Origin of the sequence: Belliella kenyensis (genome assembly GCF_022549675.1) — a bacterium.
In the GTDB taxonomy this organism is placed as follows: Bacteria; Bacteroidota; Bacteroidia; order Cytophagales; family Cyclobacteriaceae; genus Belliella; species Belliella kenyensis.
Map to the genome: position 1 here is coordinate 105,946 of NZ_JAKZGR010000008.1, position 18,988 is coordinate 124,933.

Below are 18,988 nucleotides of genomic sequence, written 5' to 3' on the forward strand. Positions count from 1 at the left end.
AATCTATTTTTAAGTTTTGAAATCACTATTTCTTGATTTGCTCCACACGTTTGATGAGGTACTTACCATAATCATTTTTCTTTAGAGGCTCTGCAAGCTTCAATACCTGCTCTCTAGAAATGTATCCGAGTTCATATGCGATTTCTTCCAAACATGCTACTTTCAATCCCTGCCTCTTCTCTATGGTATGGATGAAATTTGATGCTTCCAGCATTGATTCATGCGTACCTGTATCTAGCCAAGCATATCCTCTGCCCATCAATTCCACTTTGAGATTCTCTTCTTTGAGGTAAGTCTGATTCACTGTAGTGATTTCCAACTCTCCTCTTGAGCTAGGTTTGATTTCCTTTGCTATTCTTATGACTGAATTAGGGTAGAAATAGAGACCAATGACCGCATAACTACTCTTGGGTTCTTTTGGCTTCTCTTCGATACTCAACACATTTCCCATTTCGTCAAATTCTGCCACACCATAGCGTTCTGGATCATTGACATAATATCCAAAAATAGTCGCCTCTCCTCTTTCTTCCGCTGCTTTTTTTGATTTGCGAAGGAGTTCTGTCAATCCATGACCATAAAATATATTATCCCCCAATACCAAACAAACTGAATCATCTCCAATGAATTGCTCACCAATAATGAAAGCTTGCGCCAATCCATCTGGACTTGGTTGCACCGCATAGGTTAAACTTATCCCTAAATCTGAACCATCTCCAAATAGCTTCTCAAAATTGGGAAGGTCATCGGGCGTCGAAATGATTAAAACTTCCCTGATACCTGCAAGCATTAATACAGACAAAGGGTAATAAACCATTGGCTTATCGTATACGGCCAAAAGCTGCTTAGATGTTCCTTTTGTAATTGGAAAAAGCCTCGTACCCGAGCCTCCTGCTAAAATTATTCCTTTCATGCGTAAAATAAAGTATTAAGTTGGTGACATAGCATAGACCGAAACACTCGGGATTTGAATCAGGTAATATAATCAAACACTTACATGAAACACCGACTAGCTACCTGATTCATATGAAGTATCAAAGATAGTATTATTGAGATAAAAAAGTAAAAATTTTAAAGTTTGGTTATTATGCACATGATTTTATCTCTAATCTCCTTTTGCTATTCTTTACGTATGTAACAATTGAATAAAATGCCGTGTTTAAGACATAACAAAAGAAAAAATGGTACGCATATTGGAATTGAAAATCCCTTTTAACGCAATACAATTTTAAAATTAGTTATGAAAATACGGCACGCTATAAATGTACAGTACCACAATCGATTTGGATCATTATAAATCATGGTTGAAAATGGATGCGCCACGATAAATTATGCTAATCATAAAAACTGGTGAAAATCGACGTATGAAATAACTGGTAAAGAAACTCAACATCATAAAAAAAACAAAGATGGATATACAGAACTTTGCCAATAACATTACAAAATTCCGATTTATCTAACTTCCGATATAAATTGATATTGGATACTTATGGATTTTGACCATTAACAACCTGTTGAGCCAATGAATTGAAGTTACTGGCAAAAAAACATATAATCAGAAAAACCAATTCTTAAAATTATGAAAACTATATTCACATTTCTCATTTGTATGCTAGCCCTTGCAAATACATCATGGGCGCAAAGCAAGAAAAGTAACACCAACGCTACAAATGCTTCTAAAGTCAAACTAAGCGAAGCGGAATGGAAAGCAAAACTAACACCTGAACAATACTACATACTTCGCGAAAAAGGCACAGAAAGAGCTTTTACTGGTGAGTTTGTATTTACTAAGGAAAAAGGGACTTATCATTGCGCTGGATGCGGTGAAGCTTTGTTTACAGATGACATGAAGTTTGATTCTGACTGTGGATGGCCTAGCTTTGACAAGGAAATAGCAGGTGGAAAAATCAAAAAGACTCAAGACAATAGCTATGGCATGCGAAGAATAGAAATTACCTGTGCCAAATGTGATGGCCATTTGGGACATATTTTTGATGATGGTCCTACCGCAACAGGACAAAGATATTGTGTCAATTCTGGAGCGTTAACTTTCGAGAAGAAAACTCCTGAGGCGAAAGACAAAAAGTAAACCTCAGTTCTTTAAAGGGAGTTTTAAAAATTTATTTGTCCACAAAGTATGTAAAGTTGATAAGGTAGCAGTCCATTTATTGGCATTTATACAACCTACAAAACTTTGCATCTTTGTGGATATCAATGCTCTTGGAAGCTGTTGATATTAAATCCATACAGTTTACTTTAGCAATTCAAATATCTGTTCTATCTTTGCGCTCGTGTTGAAGAGCATAATACATATCGCACTTGGACTTCTCATTCTGATGAATGGAATGGTTTATTCTGTGATTCAAGGGAGTTATGAATTGAATAAAAGTTTTATCATTGAAAACTTTTGTATCAACAAATCACAACCTGAATTGAAATGTGATGGAAAGTGTTATTTATCTCAACAATTGACAGCTGAGAAAGAAAAACAAGAACAAAAAGATCAGCATACCTTTTCGATGGACTTTGGTCAGTTCATTTTTCAGGAGTTCAAAATGCCTGAAATACACATTTCAATTATACCTTTGTTTTTGCATTCAGATCTAAAAATAGATCATTATTTGTCTGCATTTTTTGACAGCCTTGACAATCCTCCGCAGGCTTAAATTGTTCCATGAAATTACTTTTCTTAGACACTAATTTTATCAAAAATTCGTCAAATTGATTTAAAGCCAAATTGAAAAATTTGCTCAAATAGGAATTATTGGTATTGGTGTAAGAAGATGAACTGTGAAAATGAAACAGCTCTCGCTTCTTGCATCCAAGAGTACTTTGAAAAATCTAGGATTCATGGAATTAAAAATATCCTCATGCCTATCATGGGTGATTAATTCATAATTACATTAAAGAATTTAAAATAGTCCATAAACCCTCGACTATAAACTGTCATATGCTTCGAACACTGTGCATTATATGTATGGCTTGGCTGATTGTGTTGAACAGCATGGTCTATTCAGTCATTTGTGTCAATTTTCAATTGAACAGATCTTTCATTGCTGAAATGTTCTGTGAAAACAAAGACACAATCATGTCTGAATGTAATGGACAATGCTACTTGAACAAGCAACTGGATCAGGCTAGCCATAACTCAGAAGCTGATTTTATGGAGGTTCGTTCTGACTTTCATCTTTTTACATTAGCAGAAGGCGCAGAGCATGTCATCACACTCATCTTTGAGCCATTGGTCATTTCAAATGACTTTTTTTTACAAATCCCCTATCAAACTGACATCAGCAAGCTGGAAAAACCACCAACTTGTTGATTTTGCTAGTTTTTCGATTCAAAAAACTTATTGCAAGTGAAAACATTCCCATCAAACAAAATTTGGGGATCAATTCACTTTGCCAAAAGCTTATATTTTCATCAAATAAATTATAGAAAACCTTAAGAAATCTAGGCTTTTCATATTAAGAAATATGGATAAACGGAACTTTGCCAATAACATTACAAAATTCCGATTTATCTAACTTCCGATATAATTTGATATTGGATACTTATGGACATTGACCATTAGTAACCTGTTGAGCCAATGAATTGAAGCTACTGGCAAAAGCGTATAATCATATTAAGAAATAGAAGTAAAAGCACTTAGCTTAAAAATAAAAAAATCATGCAAAACGTAAAGCAAATATTTTCCATCATTACTATTGTCATCCTATCTATAGTAAGTTATTCATGCCAAGATAAGGAAGACCCAACACTTACCACCACAGGTGAAATGATTGTCAAATTTGACAATTATGTAGGCAATCAAACCATGGTTGTAGATGAAGTGGGTAGTACCAATTACAGGTACACTAATAACTCTGGACAAAAATTCAACTTAACCAGATTCGGATACTACATCAGTCATATCAAGCTGGAAGGGCCAAACGGTGAGCTTTTCATTGACGAAATGAATGCATCTGCTGATGCCAATCAGATCAAAGGCTACTATCAGGTTGTGCAGGGGAATTCAGAAACATACAATATTCATTTGAAGGGAATTCCTCATGGTCAATATAACAAAATCACATTCAATCTTGGCGTAAGAGAAGATGGAATTCAGGAGGGAGCAGTAGGAGGCATTTTGGATAGAGCAGCTGGAGGTTGGTTTTGGAATTGGAATTCTGGTTTTATCAATTACATCATAGAGGGGCATTCAGATGCCTCACTCAGAGATGATAACAGAGTTCAGATTCATATCGGTGGCTGGAAAAACATCCCCTCTGGAGATAGCACGCCTCAGAGATTTTTTGACAACAATGTAGATGTATCCTTACCATTTGACGCGACAGTGACTGTAAGCAATACGCTGAGACCATCTCCACATATCATGATGGATTTACTCAAAGTGATAGGAGATGCTGACTTGTCTACTGAAAACAATATCCACTCTCCTGCTGCGGGAAAAGCATTTGCTTCTAAACTTGCTGGTGCATTTGTAGTCGATCATACCCATCAATAAGCAAATGCGCCGCATGAAATCATTGCACAACAAGGTACTATGGCCTAGCCTATTAGCAATTCTGTTGATTTGGATGGGATGTGAGCAGCAATCTGAAAAACCAATTATTTCATTTTTTCAGTTTGAAAAACCCCCTCATTTTCCAGAGCCAACTTACACCTTTAGAAACAATGAAGTCAATGAAAAAGGATTCAATCTAGGCAAGATGCTATTCTTTGATCCATCTCTTTCCAGAGATGGATCTGTTGCCTGCTCTTCTTGTCATGTTCAGAGTCATGCATTTGCAGATACATGGCTTCATCCATTTAGCTTTGGTGTGGAAGATAGAGAGGGAAAGAGGAATGCTCCCCCACTCTTCAATCTTGCATTCCATAGAGAATTCTTCTGGGATGGAGGTGTCACACATTTGGACTTCGCCCCTATCCTTGCCTTTGAGTCTGAGATCGAAATGGACATCAGCTTCGAAGATGTAGTAGGTAGAATCCAAAGAAATGATGCTTACAAGGCATTATTCAAGGAAGTCTTTGGTATAGAAGAAGTCACAGGACCATATGTATTGCATGCACTGAGTCAGTTTATGCTTATGATGGTATCCGCAGATTCTAGGTATGATCAGTATATCTTGGGAGATCAGCAAGCCCTTTCGGCTGTAGAGCTTGAAGGCCTAGTACTCTTTCGGCAGCATTGCGAAAGCTGTCATAGAGAACCTCTGTTCACTGACCTAAGCTACAGAAATAATGGAGTACAAAGGCAAATCAGCGATCTCGGAAGAGAGACTATCACCGAAGTCTCTGAGGATAGGGCAAAATTCAAAGTGCCATCCTTGAGAAACATTGAAGTGACAAGCCCATACATGCACAATGCGAGGTTTGAAGGCTTACTGCAAGTACTCAATCACTACACGCAAGGTGTACAAGACCAGGAAAACATAGATCCGCTTATTTTCAAAGATGGGAAGCCAGTGATCCAACTTTCAGAAGATGAAAAGACCAAAATCATCGCCTTCCTCAAGTCTTTGACTGACAATAATTTTCTTTCAAATCCAATATTCTTCAATTCTAATGATAGATAAAGCAAAATACATCCTCCTCGGCATCTTCTTATTGATTTCAAGTATCGAAACATACGCTTGTGAAGCTTGCGGCTGTGCTTTAGGTGGGTTCAATTTTGGGATTATTCCTCAAAACGAAGCGCACTTCATAGGTATCAAGTATTCACAAGCTCGTTTCTATGCAGAGATGATGCATGCTGGACAGTTTGAATACTCTAATGATCAATACCAAAGATTAGATATCATGGGAAGAATTGCGATCAGAGAGCGACTTCAGCTCAATATTGTACTTCCATACTTATACAATGATATGGTAGGAAGTCATGAAAAAGAAACCTTGAGGGGTCTTGGTGACCCTATGATGATGCTGAATTATAAGGTATTGGATCAAAAAGGAAACCCTATGGAGGCCTGGCTTCACAACTTATGGGTTGGCGGTGGTATCAAAGCACCTTTGGCAGATTTTGAATTCTCTCAAACTACCCAGTTGATCAACCCTAACTTTCAGCTAGGTAGTGGGTCTTGGGATTTCATCACTATGGGGAATTACACCACGATGAAAAACCGCTGGGGACTCAACATAGAAGGAGTGTACAAGATCAATACCGCCAATGCTATTGATTACCGATTTGGAAATCAATACAACTTACAAGGCAGTATCTTCTATAAACCAAAAGCTGAAAAAGTGCTTCCTATTCCAATGCTTGGGCTATACCATGAATCAGCTGGTACACACACCTTTGAAGGATTCTATCAAGTCAACAGTGGCGGATCTGCGACCTTTGCCCAAGCAGGAGTACAGGTTCAGTTTAGCAAGATGATGCTTCATGCCAACTACCAACTTCCCATAAGTCAAAGCTTCAACAGTGATGATCATGTTCACATAGAGTCCAAAGGGCGATTTTCTGTGAACATGATTGCATTTATAGGGAAATCAAACAAAAAGAATGTCTTCAGTTTTGATTAAGTAACATTCAAGAATCATGAATAATCAGATTTTTGATAAAATTAATTCAAACATTCAATCAATAAAATCCCGCTGCTTTCATAAAAAAGGTAGCGGGATTTGATATCCCTAAAAACAAAAAAAGTGTCAATTGGATATTAAATGATTTTCAATAATTTGATATTAGAATTTTCACTTACAGGACGGTCAAGTGAAATATTTGAAATCAAGACCCTACTTGATCACTTTATTAGAGCCAAAAAAAACCATCATGGATCCTGACATAAGAGAAGTCAATCACCCGCACCCATCACAGCCACATCCGTTTTTTTTCTTCTTCTTTTTGAGAAATGTCGCATAACCCACATAGCCTATCACGGAAACAAACAATCCAAAGACGATCAATTCTTGCCACATAACTATACCAAAGTCTGATAAGTGATCAATGCTGCCAAATAAGCAATAGCCGTCATGGCGACTGTCTGAATTACTGGCCATTTCCAGCTTTTGGTCTCCCGCTTCACCACAGCCAAAGTACTCATACACTGCATGGCAAATGCATAGAAAACCATCAATGATAGTCCAGTAGCCAAATTGAAAACTTTTTCGCCCGAATCAGGTCTAGTCTCACTTGCCAACTTTTCCCGTATCGTCAGCTCATTTTCCACATCACCTCCTATACTATATATCGTCGCCATGGTACTTACAAACACCTCTCGTGCTGCAAATGATGTAATCAAGGCAATCCCAATTTTCCAATCATATCCTAATGGTTTGATTGCTGGTTCAATGGCTTTTCCCATGATCCCCATATACGAAGCTTCTAGCTTCTTGGAAGCATACAGCTCAGCAATCTCTTGCTGTTCCTCTACTGACTCTGCACTGGCTAGCAAGTATTCTTCTTCACTATCCAAGGCCTCCATTCTACTTGAAGGGCCATAGCTGGAAAGTACCCAAAGCACAATTGAAATCATCAAAATCACCTTTCCCGCTTCAAAAACAAAAACTTTGGACTTAGAAAACATGGTCAAGCCAACTGCTTTCCACCTAGGCCATCTATATATAGGCATTTCTGCCAAAAGAAAGCTCGCTTGCTTTTGCTTAAATAACAGGTTCAGCACAAAAGCACCAGCTAAGGTGGCGATGGTGCCAAGAAGATACATCCCTAAAAGTGCAAAAGCCTGAGCATTGATCCCAAAAACAACTTCATCGGGGATTACGATTCCAATTATGATGATATATATTGGCAACCTTGCCGAGCAACTCATCCATGGTGCTACCAAAATCGTAATCAATCTTTCTTTATTATTGCTAATCGTACGGGAAGCCATCACCGCAGGAATAGCACAAGCCAAGCCCGATATCAATGGAACGACGCTTTTGCCATGCAATCCTAGAGGTTTCATAAACCTGTCCATCAAGAATACCACTCTTGATAAATATCCTGTATCTTCCAAAAAGGCCAAAAAACCAAATAATAAAGCAATTTGGGGGATAAAAATCACGATTCCTCCTATTCCAGGCACTAAACCTTCGGCTAAGAAATCAGTAAATACTCCCTCTGGAAGTGCTGCAGATATCCACGCTGATGCCAAAGCAAAACCTTCATCAATCCAATCCATCGGTACCTCTGCCCATGCGAAGACCGCCTGAAAAATCATTAAAAGAATTGCAAGAAAAAAAACATAACCAAAGACTGGATGAAGTAAAAAACGATCCAACTTCCTAGAAAATGAATTCGTCTTTTCCTTTTGTTTTACAATAGACCTTTCTAAAAGTTTTTGAATCTTACTGACTCTTAAGTTAGCCTCTTCAAGCTGAGCGACAGAACTATCTAGCCCACTAGCATCACACAGAGATTGTAACCAAACCTTATCTTCACTGCTAATTCCCTTGTCTTGATCAAAAAAAACAAGCATTTGAAAGGCTTGATAATCCGAATCAAGGTGAAACTTAGCTTTGATTTGGATTAAAATTTCCTCTGATACTACCTCACTCACCTCGATAAAAGGGGGGGTGACAGCAAATCTCTCCGCTTTCATCAAAGTTTTTACAGCTTCTAATCCCTCTACTTTACGGGCATCAGTTAGTGCTAGTGGTACACCAAGACTTTTGTATAGCTCATGTGTTTTTATGATCAAGCCCTGCTTCTCGGCTAGATCTTTCATGTTCAACACAAAAGCAACTGGAAGACCAAAGTCCATGACCTGAGTGCCCAAAAGTAAACTTCGCTCTAGATTACATGCATCTAATACTACTATCACCGCATCTATAGCTGTCTGCTTACCCGAAAGCATTTTGTAAGCAATCAACTCATCTTCTGATTTGGGATAAAGGCTGTAAGTACCAGGCAAATCTACCAATTCATATTTCCTATGGGAATCCTTCAAAAAACCAGATGCTTTATCAACTGTAAGCCCAGGGTAATTACCAATTTTTTGATTTAGTCCAGTGAGCTGATTAAAAATACTGGATTTCCCGACATTCGGATTACCTATCAAGGCGATGCTAAATATATCCTTTTTGCTTTTTATAGTTTCGTTCATTGCTTAGGCCAGAGGCATTAAGGTAGAGAATTTCCTGATAATGGGTGACTACAGCTCAATTTCTGTTTTGAAATCGCAGGCTATCTCTTCTACGATCACCAATTGTGCTTCAGCAGGTCTCATGCATACCATATTACCCTCCACTTCGAATGCCATTGCACCTCCAAATGGAGCCTTGTGACATCGTGTAATTGTCTTTCCAATACCCAAACCAATTTCTATCATGTTGATGTGAATAGCTGAATCATCAAGTTTGACAATCTTGTGGGCGATGTCTGCTGGCATTTTTGATGCATTTAAACTCATAAACCTCTCCTGTTTCTCAAAATATTATTCTGAACACAAAAATGAAAAGTAATTCTGTATATAGCAATTTTATTTAGATCAATTTAAAATAGAAGAATCTCTATCTCAAAAGTTCCAAGCCTATTTCTCTCTAAAATATTTTTGAAAATCATTACATTTAGATGTTATTGGCATTTAAATTTTAATGTAAATCCGGAGAGATACTAATATTCAAGTCATATTGGGGGTTTTCATGATCCAGGTATTAGTTGAAACAAATCCCGAAGTATTCTATTATTGGAATGAATTACTTCTTCTTGTATAAAAACGGCTGTGCATTTATTTTTTTTTTTTACCGAAAAACTACATTCAGAAAAATGATATACTATGGCTCAAAATTCATTTAACCCATTTGCTTGGGTAGAAATCTATGTAGAAGATATGAGCAGGGCTCAAAAATTCTATGAAACAGTATTGGGGATCAAATTAACTCCTATGGAAAGTCCTGGAGACTTTGGTGACCTTGAAATGCTCTGCTTCCCTTGGGCAGAAGGTGAATTAAACATCAGTGGAGCCCTTTGCAAAACCAGTGATTTCAAACCTGGCACTGGTGGGACTTTAGTTTACTTCACCTCTAAAGATTGTACTACTGAACTATCCAAAGTAGAAGCTGCCGGAGGAAAGATCATACAAGACAAATTTTCAATCAGTGAACATGGATTTGTGGCCTTGGCCATGGACACCGAAGGCAATACTATAGGTTTCCATTCAAATCAATAGATCATTCAATATACTAAACAGGCTCAAGTTGAAATCATCAAGCTGCATAGCATGCAGGTTAATGATTACTTGAGCCTGTTTCTCTTTTTTTTAACATTCACCATTGGATCAGCGAAGTTCCTGACAAGTGGTTATAGTCAAATAAGCATTCTCATTTTCACACGGAGGAAGAATTTCAAACAAACTAAACAATAAATCTGGATCAACAAACAAGAGTAAAATATCTTCCATAACTTATTCATAAAACCTTTAATTCTGAATTTAAAAGCCCTCTGTATGGTATGATAACTGATACTTTTGCGCGTATTTACTTGCGCTGAGAATCCAGCCCTTAACACTGGAATCAAAGTATTGTTAATTTTGTAAGCTTCTCCATCGCTTATAAAACATTTGCAGCATTTCTTTTACTTGCTCTTTGGTGTAGGTATTAGAATGATCAAGAGCTACCGTTATGACATGCTTTTGTTCTACTACAACTAGCGCCGACTCTTTTCTAGTTTTGTTTTCATTGATCACTGCAAATTCTCCAAGTCCAGAGATTTGATCATCAGCAGGAGCTGTTTTAAACTCTTCAATCACCCTATTGCCAACCAAATCAAAAGTGCTTGGGTTTGCTAACAAGCTTACCATAATAGCGAGTTGTTTTCCGTCTTTTCCTACCGCCAAAACACAAGATGACTCTGGCATGACATTGAAAGCAGAAACATCTCCAGTCTGATAATCATCTGAAATCTTGAAAATCTCTCTAAAATCTGATTCTTTGATTCCTTTACAAGCATTAAAATTCCTTGGATTGGATGTTTTAGAGACTTGAGTATCTTCTTGTTCTTGATCTTCACTTTGATTTTGTCCACAGGCTATTAAGCCAAGTAAGATCATATTTAGAAATAATGGTAAAATGACTTTTTTCATGATTGTGATTATAAAAGTTTAAATGATGTTGACAATAAAACTGGCAGGCTGAGAATTCCCTTTTTGACCTGGCACTTGGACTTGAACATTGATTTCATAGGATGTCTTTGGGATTCTTCCTACTTGCCGTCTTATGAACCCTTGCTTTTCTACTTTTCCTACAGGCTGTGAAAGACCTCCTGATTTTTCACCTTGGTTTGGAATTGTCTTTCCAGATCCAGCTTTGGGAGGTATTGGGAGAGTGCCTGTCTGTGCATCTGGATCCTCGATTCTCCCTACTTGCCTTCTTATGAATCCTTGTTTTTCCCAAGTATTGATCATACTTTCCTCCAAGCCATTGTTGAATAGGACAAGATTATTTGATTTGGTGGAAATTCTTGCTGGCAAAGCTTCTGATTTGTATATAGTTTTTCCTTTTTCACTAATCGTATAGACAATCTTGACATCCATATCTCTTCCAGACCTTTTACCGAGCATACTTTCACTCATGGACAATTGGGGTATTTCCTCGGCGATTTGCTTCAGGATTTGCTCATAGTCTCCATCTTTGGAGGATACTTGAATTTTCTGATTAGTCGGCACAAATGTGGCTTCTTGAGCATACACAGTAACTGTCCAAAACATGAGGAGTAAGTAAATTAGATTTTTCATTTTAAATAAAATTTGAAGGTTGATGATGATTTTAAGCGGGCTTTGTGAATTCTGATTTCCGAAACATACCTGAATCCCTTGATGCATGAACTATCTTCTATTGTCTCCATATACAGCCTTGGAAAGTCTTTCTTCATAATTTGGAATGATAGAGAGGTTGATGATATCCACTCTTCTATTTTGAGACCTGCCTTCTGCTGTGTCATTGTCATACAGCGGATAGTTCATCCCAAATCCTATGGATGCCAGCTGATTGGTATGTACTCCAAAGACCTTGATGAGGGTATTTCTTACAGCACTTGCACGCTGCTCAGATAGCAGCCTGTTGGATTCTCTATTGCCTACATTGTCTGTATGACCTGCGATGGAAAAGCTTCCTCCATCAGCTTTCATAAATTCAGCTATTTGATGGAGACTTGGATAGGATTCAGGCCTGATTTCTGAGCTTCCACTTTCAAAATAAATGCCTGTCGCTTCTAGAATTCCACTTCCAGCAAGTTGAGATTTGATTACTGGAGGCTCATCTCCCATTCTGATATTTGAAATGTAGAAAAACTCCCCTTCATTGGCATTGTCAGCATAAAACTTCAAGGATCGAAATGGTATAGCTTCAGGATGGGATTGGACGATGTCAAATACTTTTTCTTCATTGAGGTAAAATCGAATTCTTCGCTTTTGCTTCCAAAGAGACACCCTTATCTTATCGCCTCTTTGTAGATTCTCTTTGCTCAATAGTGGTATGGGATTTTTTGTCAATTCGTTGTACTCACTTTGCTTCCACACCTTGTGCATATACTTTTCATTCTTACTTATCCCTAGGAATATCCAATGATTTCCACTTCGCCAATTTCCAAGCTGCATACTGGCATCGGCTAGGTCATTGAGCACTACGCCGATGAATCGAGTATTTGGTGCAAACTTTTGCGGGTCAACATCGAGTACCAAATCAAACTCAAGGGTGAAGTTTTCTGGTATTTCTCCTAAATCCAAAGGAGTGAACCCATTTTGACCCTTAGCTAGCTTGACCCATCGGTTTGGGTAATTATTGAGCTCCACTACTTCCAGGCTACTGGAAGTATTCCATCCATCTGGCAGGTCTCCCAATGGAGTAGTAGCAAAGTCCTCAGCAAACAAAATCTTACTCCCAAGAATGAAGTCATAATTAGAATATGACTTCAAATCTTTGCTTTGATTGCTTGAAACTTGTTGCTGTGGTTCGATTTTATCCTCATGGGATAATGGAAGGTCGTTCCAAGAGTCATCTTTTGATTTGTCCTCTTCTTGTTGGGCTTTGTCCTTTTTTTTGGGAAATTTTATCTTGGTATTGAATACTTTTTCCTCAAGGTTGTCCAGTGCCCTTTCTGAGGCACGATCTGCCCTTCTATTGATTTTCTCTTTGATATCTTGAGCCTTCACGTGGAAGTTCAGACTTATCAGTAAGAGGGTGAAAATGGTTTTTTGAAAAATGTTTTTCATGATTACTAATTTTAGTCATTACATTAGTATTCAAAACCTCTAAGGCATTAACATCATTTTGAAAAAATCATGATTGATACACAAATCATTTTAGGCTTTCAAAGCGATAATGATATTTTTTACAAATCATTTTATCGTGAACATCGTGAAGATTTTGTTCGATATTTAATCAAAGTTGGACTCAACAAAGAGCAAGCTATCGAGGTTTTTCATGAGAGTATTTTGGTACTGAGAAAAAAAGCCAAATCTAAAACACTTGAAAATGTATCGGTTAGTTTCAAGACATATTTTTATGCCATTGGAAAATACAAAGCTTATGACCTTTTCAAAGCTCAAAGAAAAGAAATCCTGATAATACAGGAAGATATCAAAGATGTCGCATATCCTCTCATTGAAGATGAAGACCAGACAGAATTGATACAAGCCATTAAGGTAAAATTTAAAGAACTTGGTAATTCTTGCCGTAAACTGTTAACATCCTTTTATCTTGAGGGACTAAGTATAAAAGAAATCACCCAAAGGGAACATTACGAGAACGAAAATACCGTCAGGGCTCAAAAAAGCCGCTGTCTAAAGCAACTCAAAACATTGGTTTTAAATGGAAAAGAAAGATAAAGAAAAGCTCATTGAGAAATTTTTCGATGGCACAATCAGCTCCGAAGAAGAGCAAGAGCTAAAAAAACTTATCAAAGAAGATGCTTCAGTAAAAGAGGCCATACAATTTCAGGCAGCGCTGAAAAAAACGATGCATGAAGAGGATGATATGGCATGGAGAAAGAAATTCACCGAATACGAAAAAGAATTCAGCACTGTAAAGAGGAAAGAGTTCCCTTTGATAAAGTATGCTGCAATTGTGGGATTTTTGGTGGGGCTTTTGATCTCTATACTTTGGGTAATATATCGAGATAATTCGACCATGAAACTCTACCAAGCTTTCTATACGCCAGCTGAAAACATCAGCTACCCACTTACCAGGGGGGATCAAGATGAGCTTGTCAATTTGGCTTTTTCAACTTATGAAGAAGGTGATTATGAAGGAGCCATTCCATATTTGAAGCAATTGCAAGCAGAAACAGGTTCCATAGACCTTAGCCTGTACATAGGCTCGGCACATTTGGCATTGAATCAAACTTCTGAAGCGATTTACAACCTCAATCCTCAGGCTGAGGTATCATATGACTTCAAGTACCGTTTTCAATGGTATTTGGCTTTGGCCTACTTACAAGCTGACAACGCTAGCGAAGCCCGGAAGGTGTTGGAAAATATCGTAGAAAATGGAGACTATAAAGTAAGCGCTGCTGAATCTTTACTTGCCAAACTTCCTTAGAGCAAGATAGAGCAATAGAGGTAGCCCAATCAAAATCAACCACCAGTAGGACACCTGATCAGTCTCCAGTAATTCATCACCTACCAAAACAAGACCTGCCCAATAAAAAGGGTGCTTGAATACCTCATCTTCTGTAAGCTGAATGTATTGGATTTTGGCTTTTCTGAGGGCTGTGGAGCTATCCATGCCTTGTAGTAAATTCTTATAAAACAACTCCATAATCAATGCTGATTGTTTGTCTGGTATATCCCATAGACTGATCACTAATGCCTTCACTCCTGCAAAATGAAAGGCCCTTCCTAAACTTAACAAGCCCGCTCCTTCATCGACATTAACAATCCCAGAACTACAGGCACTTAATACGCCCAAAGACGAATCAATACTCCAATCGTAGATTTCGTTCACGGTGAGATAGTCCTCTAGGTTCTCTCCAAAAATCATGGCGTTGAACCCTGGATTTGATGACTCTGTGTGTCCATGAGCTGCTAAATGAAATACCGAAGCCTTGGCAGCCTCAGCCTTGAACAAATCCTTATTTACTTCCCTTCCTACAAAACTTTTGCCTTGTGTGATTTGTCCAATTTTCACAATTTCATCTTTTGCATATTTTAATTTTTTAGATTCATACACTGGTGCAAAACCTGTCCAAAATGTTGATTTCTTCTTACTCGCTAGAGTTCCTCTTCTGAACCTGTCCATCAAGCTGACGTCATACACAATCTCTACAGCATGAATCAAGAAATTATTCCCGAAATTGAACGCTTCCAATGGCATAAAAGAAAGCCATGAGTCTGGCACATAGATAATCTTTTCAAAATTTGTAAAATCCTTATCAAATAAATCATTCCATTGGGGCATAGAAGAGATGGGAAGTTTACCCGTGCTAGGTCTGGATACTTTCTTCCATTGATCAATTTGATCAATGGAAAGCTTTTTGTGTCCCAGCTCAATTTTGCTTTGATCCAAAAAGATTGAATACAAGTCTTGATCTAGGATAAAAGTCTCGACCCAAAGCTCTCTTTTCGGGATGTTGCTTAGGACCTGCTTCAGGGAATGGGCAGGAGAAGCAAAATGGGCATAAAAATTCATTTCTGAAGCAAGTCTCAATTGATCTCTGATTTTCAACAACTCTTCCTCAATCTCTTGTTCTTCCCTGTACAGTTCCATGACTTCTTGACTTTTTATGATATTTTGAGCAGCCTGGTGTGAATGTATCATGAAGGATACTTCTGCATATCTTTCTGACAAAATTGCTTCACTTCTCAGCAGCTCAGAGGCACTTTTTTCAGCATTTGAATGAATCCTTTTGGGTATGTTTCCTAGGCTCTTATTGAAACTTATCAAATTAAAAATTAGCAAGTTCAAAGAATCCCCAGGTAAATCACGACTCAAAGAAAAACCTAACTCAAGGGAATTTTTCACGACTTTTTTCAGCTCAGGAAGCTGCAATGCTGTGTTTTGGACATGATGCTGGAAATTGAGGTATTCATAAAGCTTTTTTTGGAGACTTGCCAAGTGTTGTAAAGCCTCTTCCCTATCGCTACTATTATTTAGGATGAGGAGCGTTTTCAAATTCAAGGCTTGCAAATGATGCATCATCATAGCCCCTGGAAGATCCAAAAATCTATTCAGTCTGTACTTAAATAGTTCGTCATTTTCATACGCACCACTACGAAACGTTATTTCCAAACCTTTTAATTCGTGAAGTTGTATGTGATAGTTTGCTTCTTGGAATTTCAATTGGATGATATCACCCCACATTTCCCATTGCTTGAGGGCGGTTTTCCAATCTGATTCTTCTATTGCGACTTGAATCAATCCCGGGTAGGACTCTAATAGAAATACATCCCTTTCTATTTCTTGGGCCAATTTTATCGCCTCGGTATAGTAAGCTTTACTTTCAGTAAAATTCCCAGCGTTTAAATGAATCTTACCTAATAGATTATTGGTCAAAGATCTTTGCCTTCTCAGATCAACTTTACTTGATTTTTCTATTCGTTTGAAAATTTCCAATGCCTCTATGGCTTTAGATATACCCAAACTGACTTGTTGTTTGGCATTGTACACTTCTGCATTAATCAATAGTGCCTTGGCATATTCAAATCCAGAAGATGGATCAATTTGGTTGGCATATTGGACAGACAGCTTTGCATATTTTTCAGCTTTCAACAAATCTCCCAACTTGATATAGCACCTAGACAATGCCGCATAGTCTTCCGAAACTATACCAAAATTGCCTTTTCCTCCCTTACTGTCATATGCCAGTGCTTTGTAGTAGAACGGTATTCCTTTGGCACTATTCCCATATCGATCATCGTAAATCAAACCAATATTATATGCATTTGCCCCCAAAGTACCCAAGGGAGGGTTTTCCAGAGTTTCAAGCACTTCGATGGAAGCTTCGTATTTTTTGGCTGCATTTGCAAACTGCTCCTTGGCATCCCAAAGCACACCTTGCATGGTCAGGTTATTGACCAAATAAAGTTTATACCCTGATGATTCAAATATCCTACCAGCAGTCTCTAGGTAATGCAGTGCTGAATCGTATTGATTATGATCATAAAATGTGCGCCCTAGCTTGTCAGTAGCTAAACCGATCCATTCGGGACTACTAGGGCTGGCTTGTTTGATCATTTTTAATTTTTTCCTTAGCGTGTCAATTTCATATTTTCCAATTTTGGCTCCCTGGTTTAGGTAATCTAAATAATCGACCACTGAATTTCTCCAATCATTTTTTGGAAACTGCTGTAAATCTTCAGATTTCAGCAAAGCAATAATTTCCTCAGACCATTTATTCTTTTTCTCTAAATGGCATGTAGCCAAAAACAAAAACAAATCGGAATGGTCTTGAGCCTGTAACTTCTTAGGTAACTTAGAAGACCAATATTCATAATGTGGCTTAAGGATACTGTCAGGAATTGATTTTGAACCTAAATAAACCCTGTCTTGATAATATTTCTCAAGGACAAATGTGTCCTGTATACGAGGAGTTACAACTGCAAAAATGAAATTGATCAACAAAAGTATATTTGGCATAATAAACTAGTCAATAACATAATTTGTTATAAATATAAAATTTTTAACATTTATTCTAGTGAAAAATTAAAAATATGTACAAACCCTAATGCCAGATCAAAGATACCAAAGAGATACTTTCTGTATTGATCGATGATATTATTTGGACGGAGAATGAAGCGATTCGCAAGATTGATGCTTTATCTCATTGATCAAGCTTGTATACTACACCAGCTTTCATTACAAATGCTACTTCCTTCATGGCATGAATGTCAGATTCAGGATCTCCATTGACTGCAATGATATCAGCGTACATATTTTTTTCAATGACACCTAATTTATCTTGCATTCCTAGAAGTTCAGCAGCCCTCAAAGTTGCGGTTTGGATAGCTTCAAGATTAGGCATCCCTTCTTCAGTCATGTATATGAATTCTCGGTAGTTTTCGCCATGAGGAAATACTCCAGCATCTGTACCAAATGCTATCTTCACACCTCTTTTGTATGCTTTTCCAAAAGTACTCTGAATCAACGGTCCTATAGTCTCAGCTTTTGTTTTGACAGCTGCTGGATAGTAGCCAGGAATCCTAGCATAGTCTGCTACAGATTTTCCAGCAGTGATGGTGGGAACATACCAAGTGCCTGCCTTGATCATCATGTCCATGGTCTCCTCAGACATATAAGTGCCATGCTCTATGGAATGAATTCCTCCCTTGACTGCACGCTTCATACCTTCATCCCCATGAGCATGCGCGGCTACATGTATACCAAAGTCAGTGGCCGTCTCAATGACAGCGTTGATTTCATCTTGTTGAAATTGAGGTGCATTTCCATCTTTGGCGACACTGAGCACTCCTCCAGTAGCTGTGATTTTGATGACATCAGCCCCATTTTTCACTTGTTGCCTTACTGCTTTTCTTGCATCAGCTACTCCATTGATCACCCCTACTTCAGGCCCTGGATCCCCCATCAAGTCTCTCCGCATACCATTGGTAGGATCTGCATGACCGCCTGTGGGTGCTATAGACTTTCCAGAAGTGATCACTCTTGGCCCCTCTACTTTACCTGCATTGATGGCATTGCGCAAAGAAATATTTACTCCTGAGCCACCCAAATCACGCACAGTTGTAAATCCAGCCATCAAGGTAGTCTTTGCAAATACCATGGCGTTGAAAGCTATATCAGCGTCATTGTCAACAAACTTATCCAAATAGCGTTTTGGACTGGTTTCATTTTCCAAATGTACATGCATATCCATCAAGCCTGGCATGACTGTCTTGTCTTTGAGGTCAATCAAGTCATCACCTTGATTCGGATCCAAATAGCCGCTTTCCACAGCGATGATCTTGTCTTCCTCGATGATGATAGTCATCTCAGAAAGTGTTTTTTTATTTTTCACATCTATCATTTTACCTGCGTGGATGTAGGACTTCTGGGCATGACATAGAGGTGAGCATAGCATGAGGACAAGCAAAGTAGGTATCGTTCTTTTCATATT

The 18,988-nt window shown here is 38.1% G+C and carries 18 protein-coding genes; 9 read left to right on the plus strand and 9 right to left on the minus strand.

What is annotated here, in order from left to right; all coding sequences use genetic code 11:
- Window positions 1–25: 25 nt before the first annotated feature.
- A complete protein-coding gene (gene rfbA / locus MM214_RS10015; protein WP_241294919.1) occupies window positions 26–910 on the minus strand; it encodes a glucose-1-phosphate thymidylyltransferase RfbA in 885 nt (294 codons plus the stop codon).
- A gap of 666 nt (window positions 911–1,576) precedes the next feature.
- Here rfbA and msrB point away from each other — a divergent pair.
- The 6 genes from msrB (at window position 1,577) to MM214_RS10045 (ending at window position 6,522) form a co-directional block, all read left to right on the plus strand.
- On the plus strand, window positions 1,577–2,086 hold the full coding sequence (gene msrB / locus MM214_RS10020; protein ID WP_241294921.1) for a peptide-methionine (R)-S-oxide reductase MsrB: 510 nt from the start codon (window positions 1,577–1,579) through the stop codon (window positions 2,084–2,086).
- A gap of 202 nt (window positions 2,087–2,288) precedes the next feature.
- Entirely contained in the window at window positions 2,289–2,663 is a 375-nt protein-coding gene (locus tag MM214_RS10025; protein ID WP_241294924.1) for a hypothetical protein, read from the plus strand.
- Window positions 2,664–2,974: 311 nt separating this feature from the next.
- Window positions 2,975–3,319 (plus strand): hypothetical protein, encoded by a 345-nt coding sequence (locus MM214_RS10030; RefSeq protein ID WP_241294926.1) that lies wholly within the window; start codon window positions 2,975–2,977, stop codon window positions 3,317–3,319.
- Window positions 3,320–3,667: 348 nt separating this feature from the next.
- Window positions 3,668–4,504, plus strand: coding sequence for an MbnP family protein (locus MM214_RS10035; RefSeq protein ID WP_241294928.1), 837 nt, complete (start codon window positions 3,668–3,670; stop codon window positions 4,502–4,504).
- A 13-nt stretch (window positions 4,505–4,517) separates the two neighbouring features.
- On the plus strand, window positions 4,518–5,576 hold the full coding sequence (locus MM214_RS10040; protein WP_241294930.1) for a cytochrome-c peroxidase: 1,059 nt from the start codon (window positions 4,518–4,520) through the stop codon (window positions 5,574–5,576).
- Window positions 5,566–6,522: a hypothetical protein gene (locus tag MM214_RS10045; protein WP_241294932.1), complete on the plus strand. Its 957-nt coding sequence runs from the start codon at window positions 5,566–5,568 to the stop codon at window positions 6,520–6,522. Before MM214_RS10040 ends, MM214_RS10045 begins: the two co-directional genes overlap by 11 nt.
- Window positions 6,523–6,798: 276 nt before the next feature.
- Here MM214_RS10045 and MM214_RS19125 read toward each other — a convergent pair whose 3' ends face one another.
- Genes MM214_RS19125 through MM214_RS10055 form a run of 3 tightly spaced genes read right to left on the minus strand, consistent with a single transcriptional unit; the run spans window position 6,799 to window position 9,353 of the window.
- Window positions 6,799–6,999: a FeoB-associated Cys-rich membrane protein gene (locus MM214_RS19125; protein ID WP_353959764.1), complete on the minus strand. Its 201-nt coding sequence runs from the start codon at window positions 6,997–6,999 to the stop codon at window positions 6,799–6,801.
- On the minus strand, window positions 6,921–9,047 hold the full coding sequence (feoB, locus tag MM214_RS10050) for a ferrous iron transport protein B (RefSeq protein ID WP_241294934.1): 2,127 nt from the start codon (window positions 9,045–9,047) through the stop codon (window positions 6,921–6,923). The genes MM214_RS19125 and feoB overlap by 79 nt, the downstream gene beginning before the upstream one ends.
- A 48-nt stretch (window positions 9,048–9,095) precedes the next feature.
- Window positions 9,096–9,353, minus strand: coding sequence for a FeoA family protein (locus tag MM214_RS10055; protein ID WP_241294936.1), 258 nt, complete (start codon window positions 9,351–9,353; stop codon window positions 9,096–9,098).
- Window positions 9,354–9,719: 366 nt separating this feature from the next.
- Between MM214_RS10055 and MM214_RS10060 the strand changes: the two genes are divergently transcribed.
- Window positions 9,720–10,112 carry a VOC family protein gene (locus tag MM214_RS10060; protein WP_241294938.1) on the plus strand — a complete coding sequence of 131 codons (393 nt, stop codon included), beginning with the start codon at window positions 9,720–9,722 and terminating at the stop codon, window positions 10,110–10,112.
- Window positions 10,113–10,466: 354 nt separating this feature from the next.
- On the opposite strand, the gene MM214_RS10065 is transcribed toward MM214_RS10060, so the two are convergent.
- The 3 genes from MM214_RS10065 to MM214_RS10075 all read right to left on the minus strand — a co-directional run bounded on the left by MM214_RS10065 (window position 10,467) and on the right by MM214_RS10075 (window position 13,151).
- Window positions 10,467–11,024, minus strand: coding sequence for a hypothetical protein (locus MM214_RS10065; RefSeq protein WP_241294941.1), 558 nt, complete (start codon window positions 11,022–11,024; stop codon window positions 10,467–10,469).
- An 18-nt stretch (window positions 11,025–11,042) separates the two neighbouring features.
- Entirely contained in the window at window positions 11,043–11,675 is a 633-nt protein-coding gene (locus MM214_RS10070) for a hypothetical protein (protein WP_241294944.1), read from the minus strand.
- 90 nt (window positions 11,676–11,765) lie between these two features.
- The gene (locus tag MM214_RS10075) at window positions 11,766–13,151 is read right to left on the minus strand and encodes an OmpA family protein (RefSeq protein WP_241294947.1); all 1,386 of its coding nucleotides are present in this window, start codon (window positions 13,149–13,151) and stop codon (window positions 11,766–11,768) included.
- A gap of 69 nt (window positions 13,152–13,220) precedes the next feature.
- Here MM214_RS10075 and MM214_RS10080 point away from each other — a divergent pair, with 69 nt between their 5' ends.
- Together MM214_RS10080 and MM214_RS10085 are read left to right on the plus strand one after the other, a co-directional pair.
- A complete protein-coding gene (locus tag MM214_RS10080) occupies window positions 13,221–13,766 on the plus strand; it encodes an RNA polymerase sigma factor (protein ID WP_241294949.1) in 546 nt (181 codons plus the stop codon).
- Window positions 13,750–14,478, plus strand: coding sequence for a tetratricopeptide repeat protein (locus MM214_RS10085; protein ID WP_241294952.1), 729 nt, complete (start codon window positions 13,750–13,752; stop codon window positions 14,476–14,478). Before MM214_RS10080 ends, MM214_RS10085 begins: the two co-directional genes overlap by 17 nt.
- On the opposite strand, the gene MM214_RS10090 is transcribed toward MM214_RS10085, so the two are convergent.
- Both MM214_RS10090 and MM214_RS10095 read right to left on the minus strand, forming a co-directional pair.
- Entirely contained in the window at window positions 14,458–17,514 is a 3,057-nt protein-coding gene (locus MM214_RS10090) for a CHAT domain-containing protein (protein ID WP_241294955.1), read from the minus strand. The two genes, MM214_RS10085 and MM214_RS10090, sit on opposite strands and share 21 nt — an antisense overlap.
- A 184-nt stretch (window positions 17,515–17,698) precedes the next feature.
- Window positions 17,699–18,985, minus strand: coding sequence for a metal-dependent hydrolase family protein (locus MM214_RS10095; protein WP_241294957.1), 1,287 nt, complete (start codon window positions 18,983–18,985; stop codon window positions 17,699–17,701).
- Window positions 18,986–18,988: the final 3 nt, after the last annotated feature.

What these genes read in the sequence shown, in the direction of transcription:
- feoB (WP_241294934.1), bottom strand. Translation starts at nt 9,047, where the DNA reads ATGAACGAAACTATAAAAAGCAAAAAGGATATATTTAGCATCGCCTTG.
- MM214_RS10085 (WP_241294952.1), top strand. Translation starts at nt 13,750, where the DNA reads ATGGAAAAGAAAGATAAAGAAAAGCTCATTGAGAAATTTTTCGATGGC.
- MM214_RS10095 (WP_241294957.1), bottom strand. Translation starts at nt 18,985, where the DNA reads ATGAAAAGAACGATACCTACTTTGCTTGTCCTCATGCTATGCTCACCT.
- MM214_RS10040 (WP_241294930.1), top strand. Translation starts at nt 4,518, where the DNA reads ATGAAATCATTGCACAACAAGGTACTATGGCCTAGCCTATTAGCAATT.
- MM214_RS10035 (WP_241294928.1), top strand. Translation starts at nt 3,668, where the DNA reads ATGCAAAACGTAAAGCAAATATTTTCCATCATTACTATTGTCATCCTA.
- msrB (WP_241294921.1), top strand. Translation starts at nt 1,577, where the DNA reads ATGAAAACTATATTCACATTTCTCATTTGTATGCTAGCCCTTGCAAAT.
- MM214_RS10090 (WP_241294955.1), bottom strand. Translation starts at nt 17,514, where the DNA reads ATGCCAAATATACTTTTGTTGATCAATTTCATTTTTGCAGTTGTAACT.
- MM214_RS10060 (WP_241294938.1), top strand. Translation starts at nt 9,720, where the DNA reads ATGGCTCAAAATTCATTTAACCCATTTGCTTGGGTAGAAATCTATGTA.
- MM214_RS10080 (WP_241294949.1), top strand. Translation starts at nt 13,221, where the DNA reads ATGATTGATACACAAATCATTTTAGGCTTTCAAAGCGATAATGATATT.
- MM214_RS19125 (WP_353959764.1), bottom strand. Translation starts at nt 6,999, where the DNA reads ATGGCCAGTAATTCAGACAGTCGCCATGACGGCTATTGCTTATTTGGC.
- MM214_RS10065 (WP_241294941.1), bottom strand. Translation starts at nt 11,024, where the DNA reads ATGAAAAAAGTCATTTTACCATTATTTCTAAATATGATCTTACTTGGC.
- MM214_RS10075 (WP_241294947.1), bottom strand. Translation starts at nt 13,151, where the DNA reads ATGAAAAACATTTTTCAAAAAACCATTTTCACCCTCTTACTGATAAGT.
- MM214_RS10055 (WP_241294936.1), bottom strand. Translation starts at nt 9,353, where the DNA reads ATGAGTTTAAATGCATCAAAAATGCCAGCAGACATCGCCCACAAGATT.
- MM214_RS10030 (WP_241294926.1), top strand. Translation starts at nt 2,975, where the DNA reads ATGGCTTGGCTGATTGTGTTGAACAGCATGGTCTATTCAGTCATTTGT.
- MM214_RS10045 (WP_241294932.1), top strand. Translation starts at nt 5,566, where the DNA reads ATGATAGATAAAGCAAAATACATCCTCCTCGGCATCTTCTTATTGATT.
- rfbA (WP_241294919.1), bottom strand. Translation starts at nt 910, where the DNA reads ATGAAAGGAATAATTTTAGCAGGAGGCTCGGGTACGAGGCTTTTTCCA.
- MM214_RS10070 (WP_241294944.1), bottom strand. Translation starts at nt 11,675, where the DNA reads ATGAAAAATCTAATTTACTTACTCCTCATGTTTTGGACAGTTACTGTG.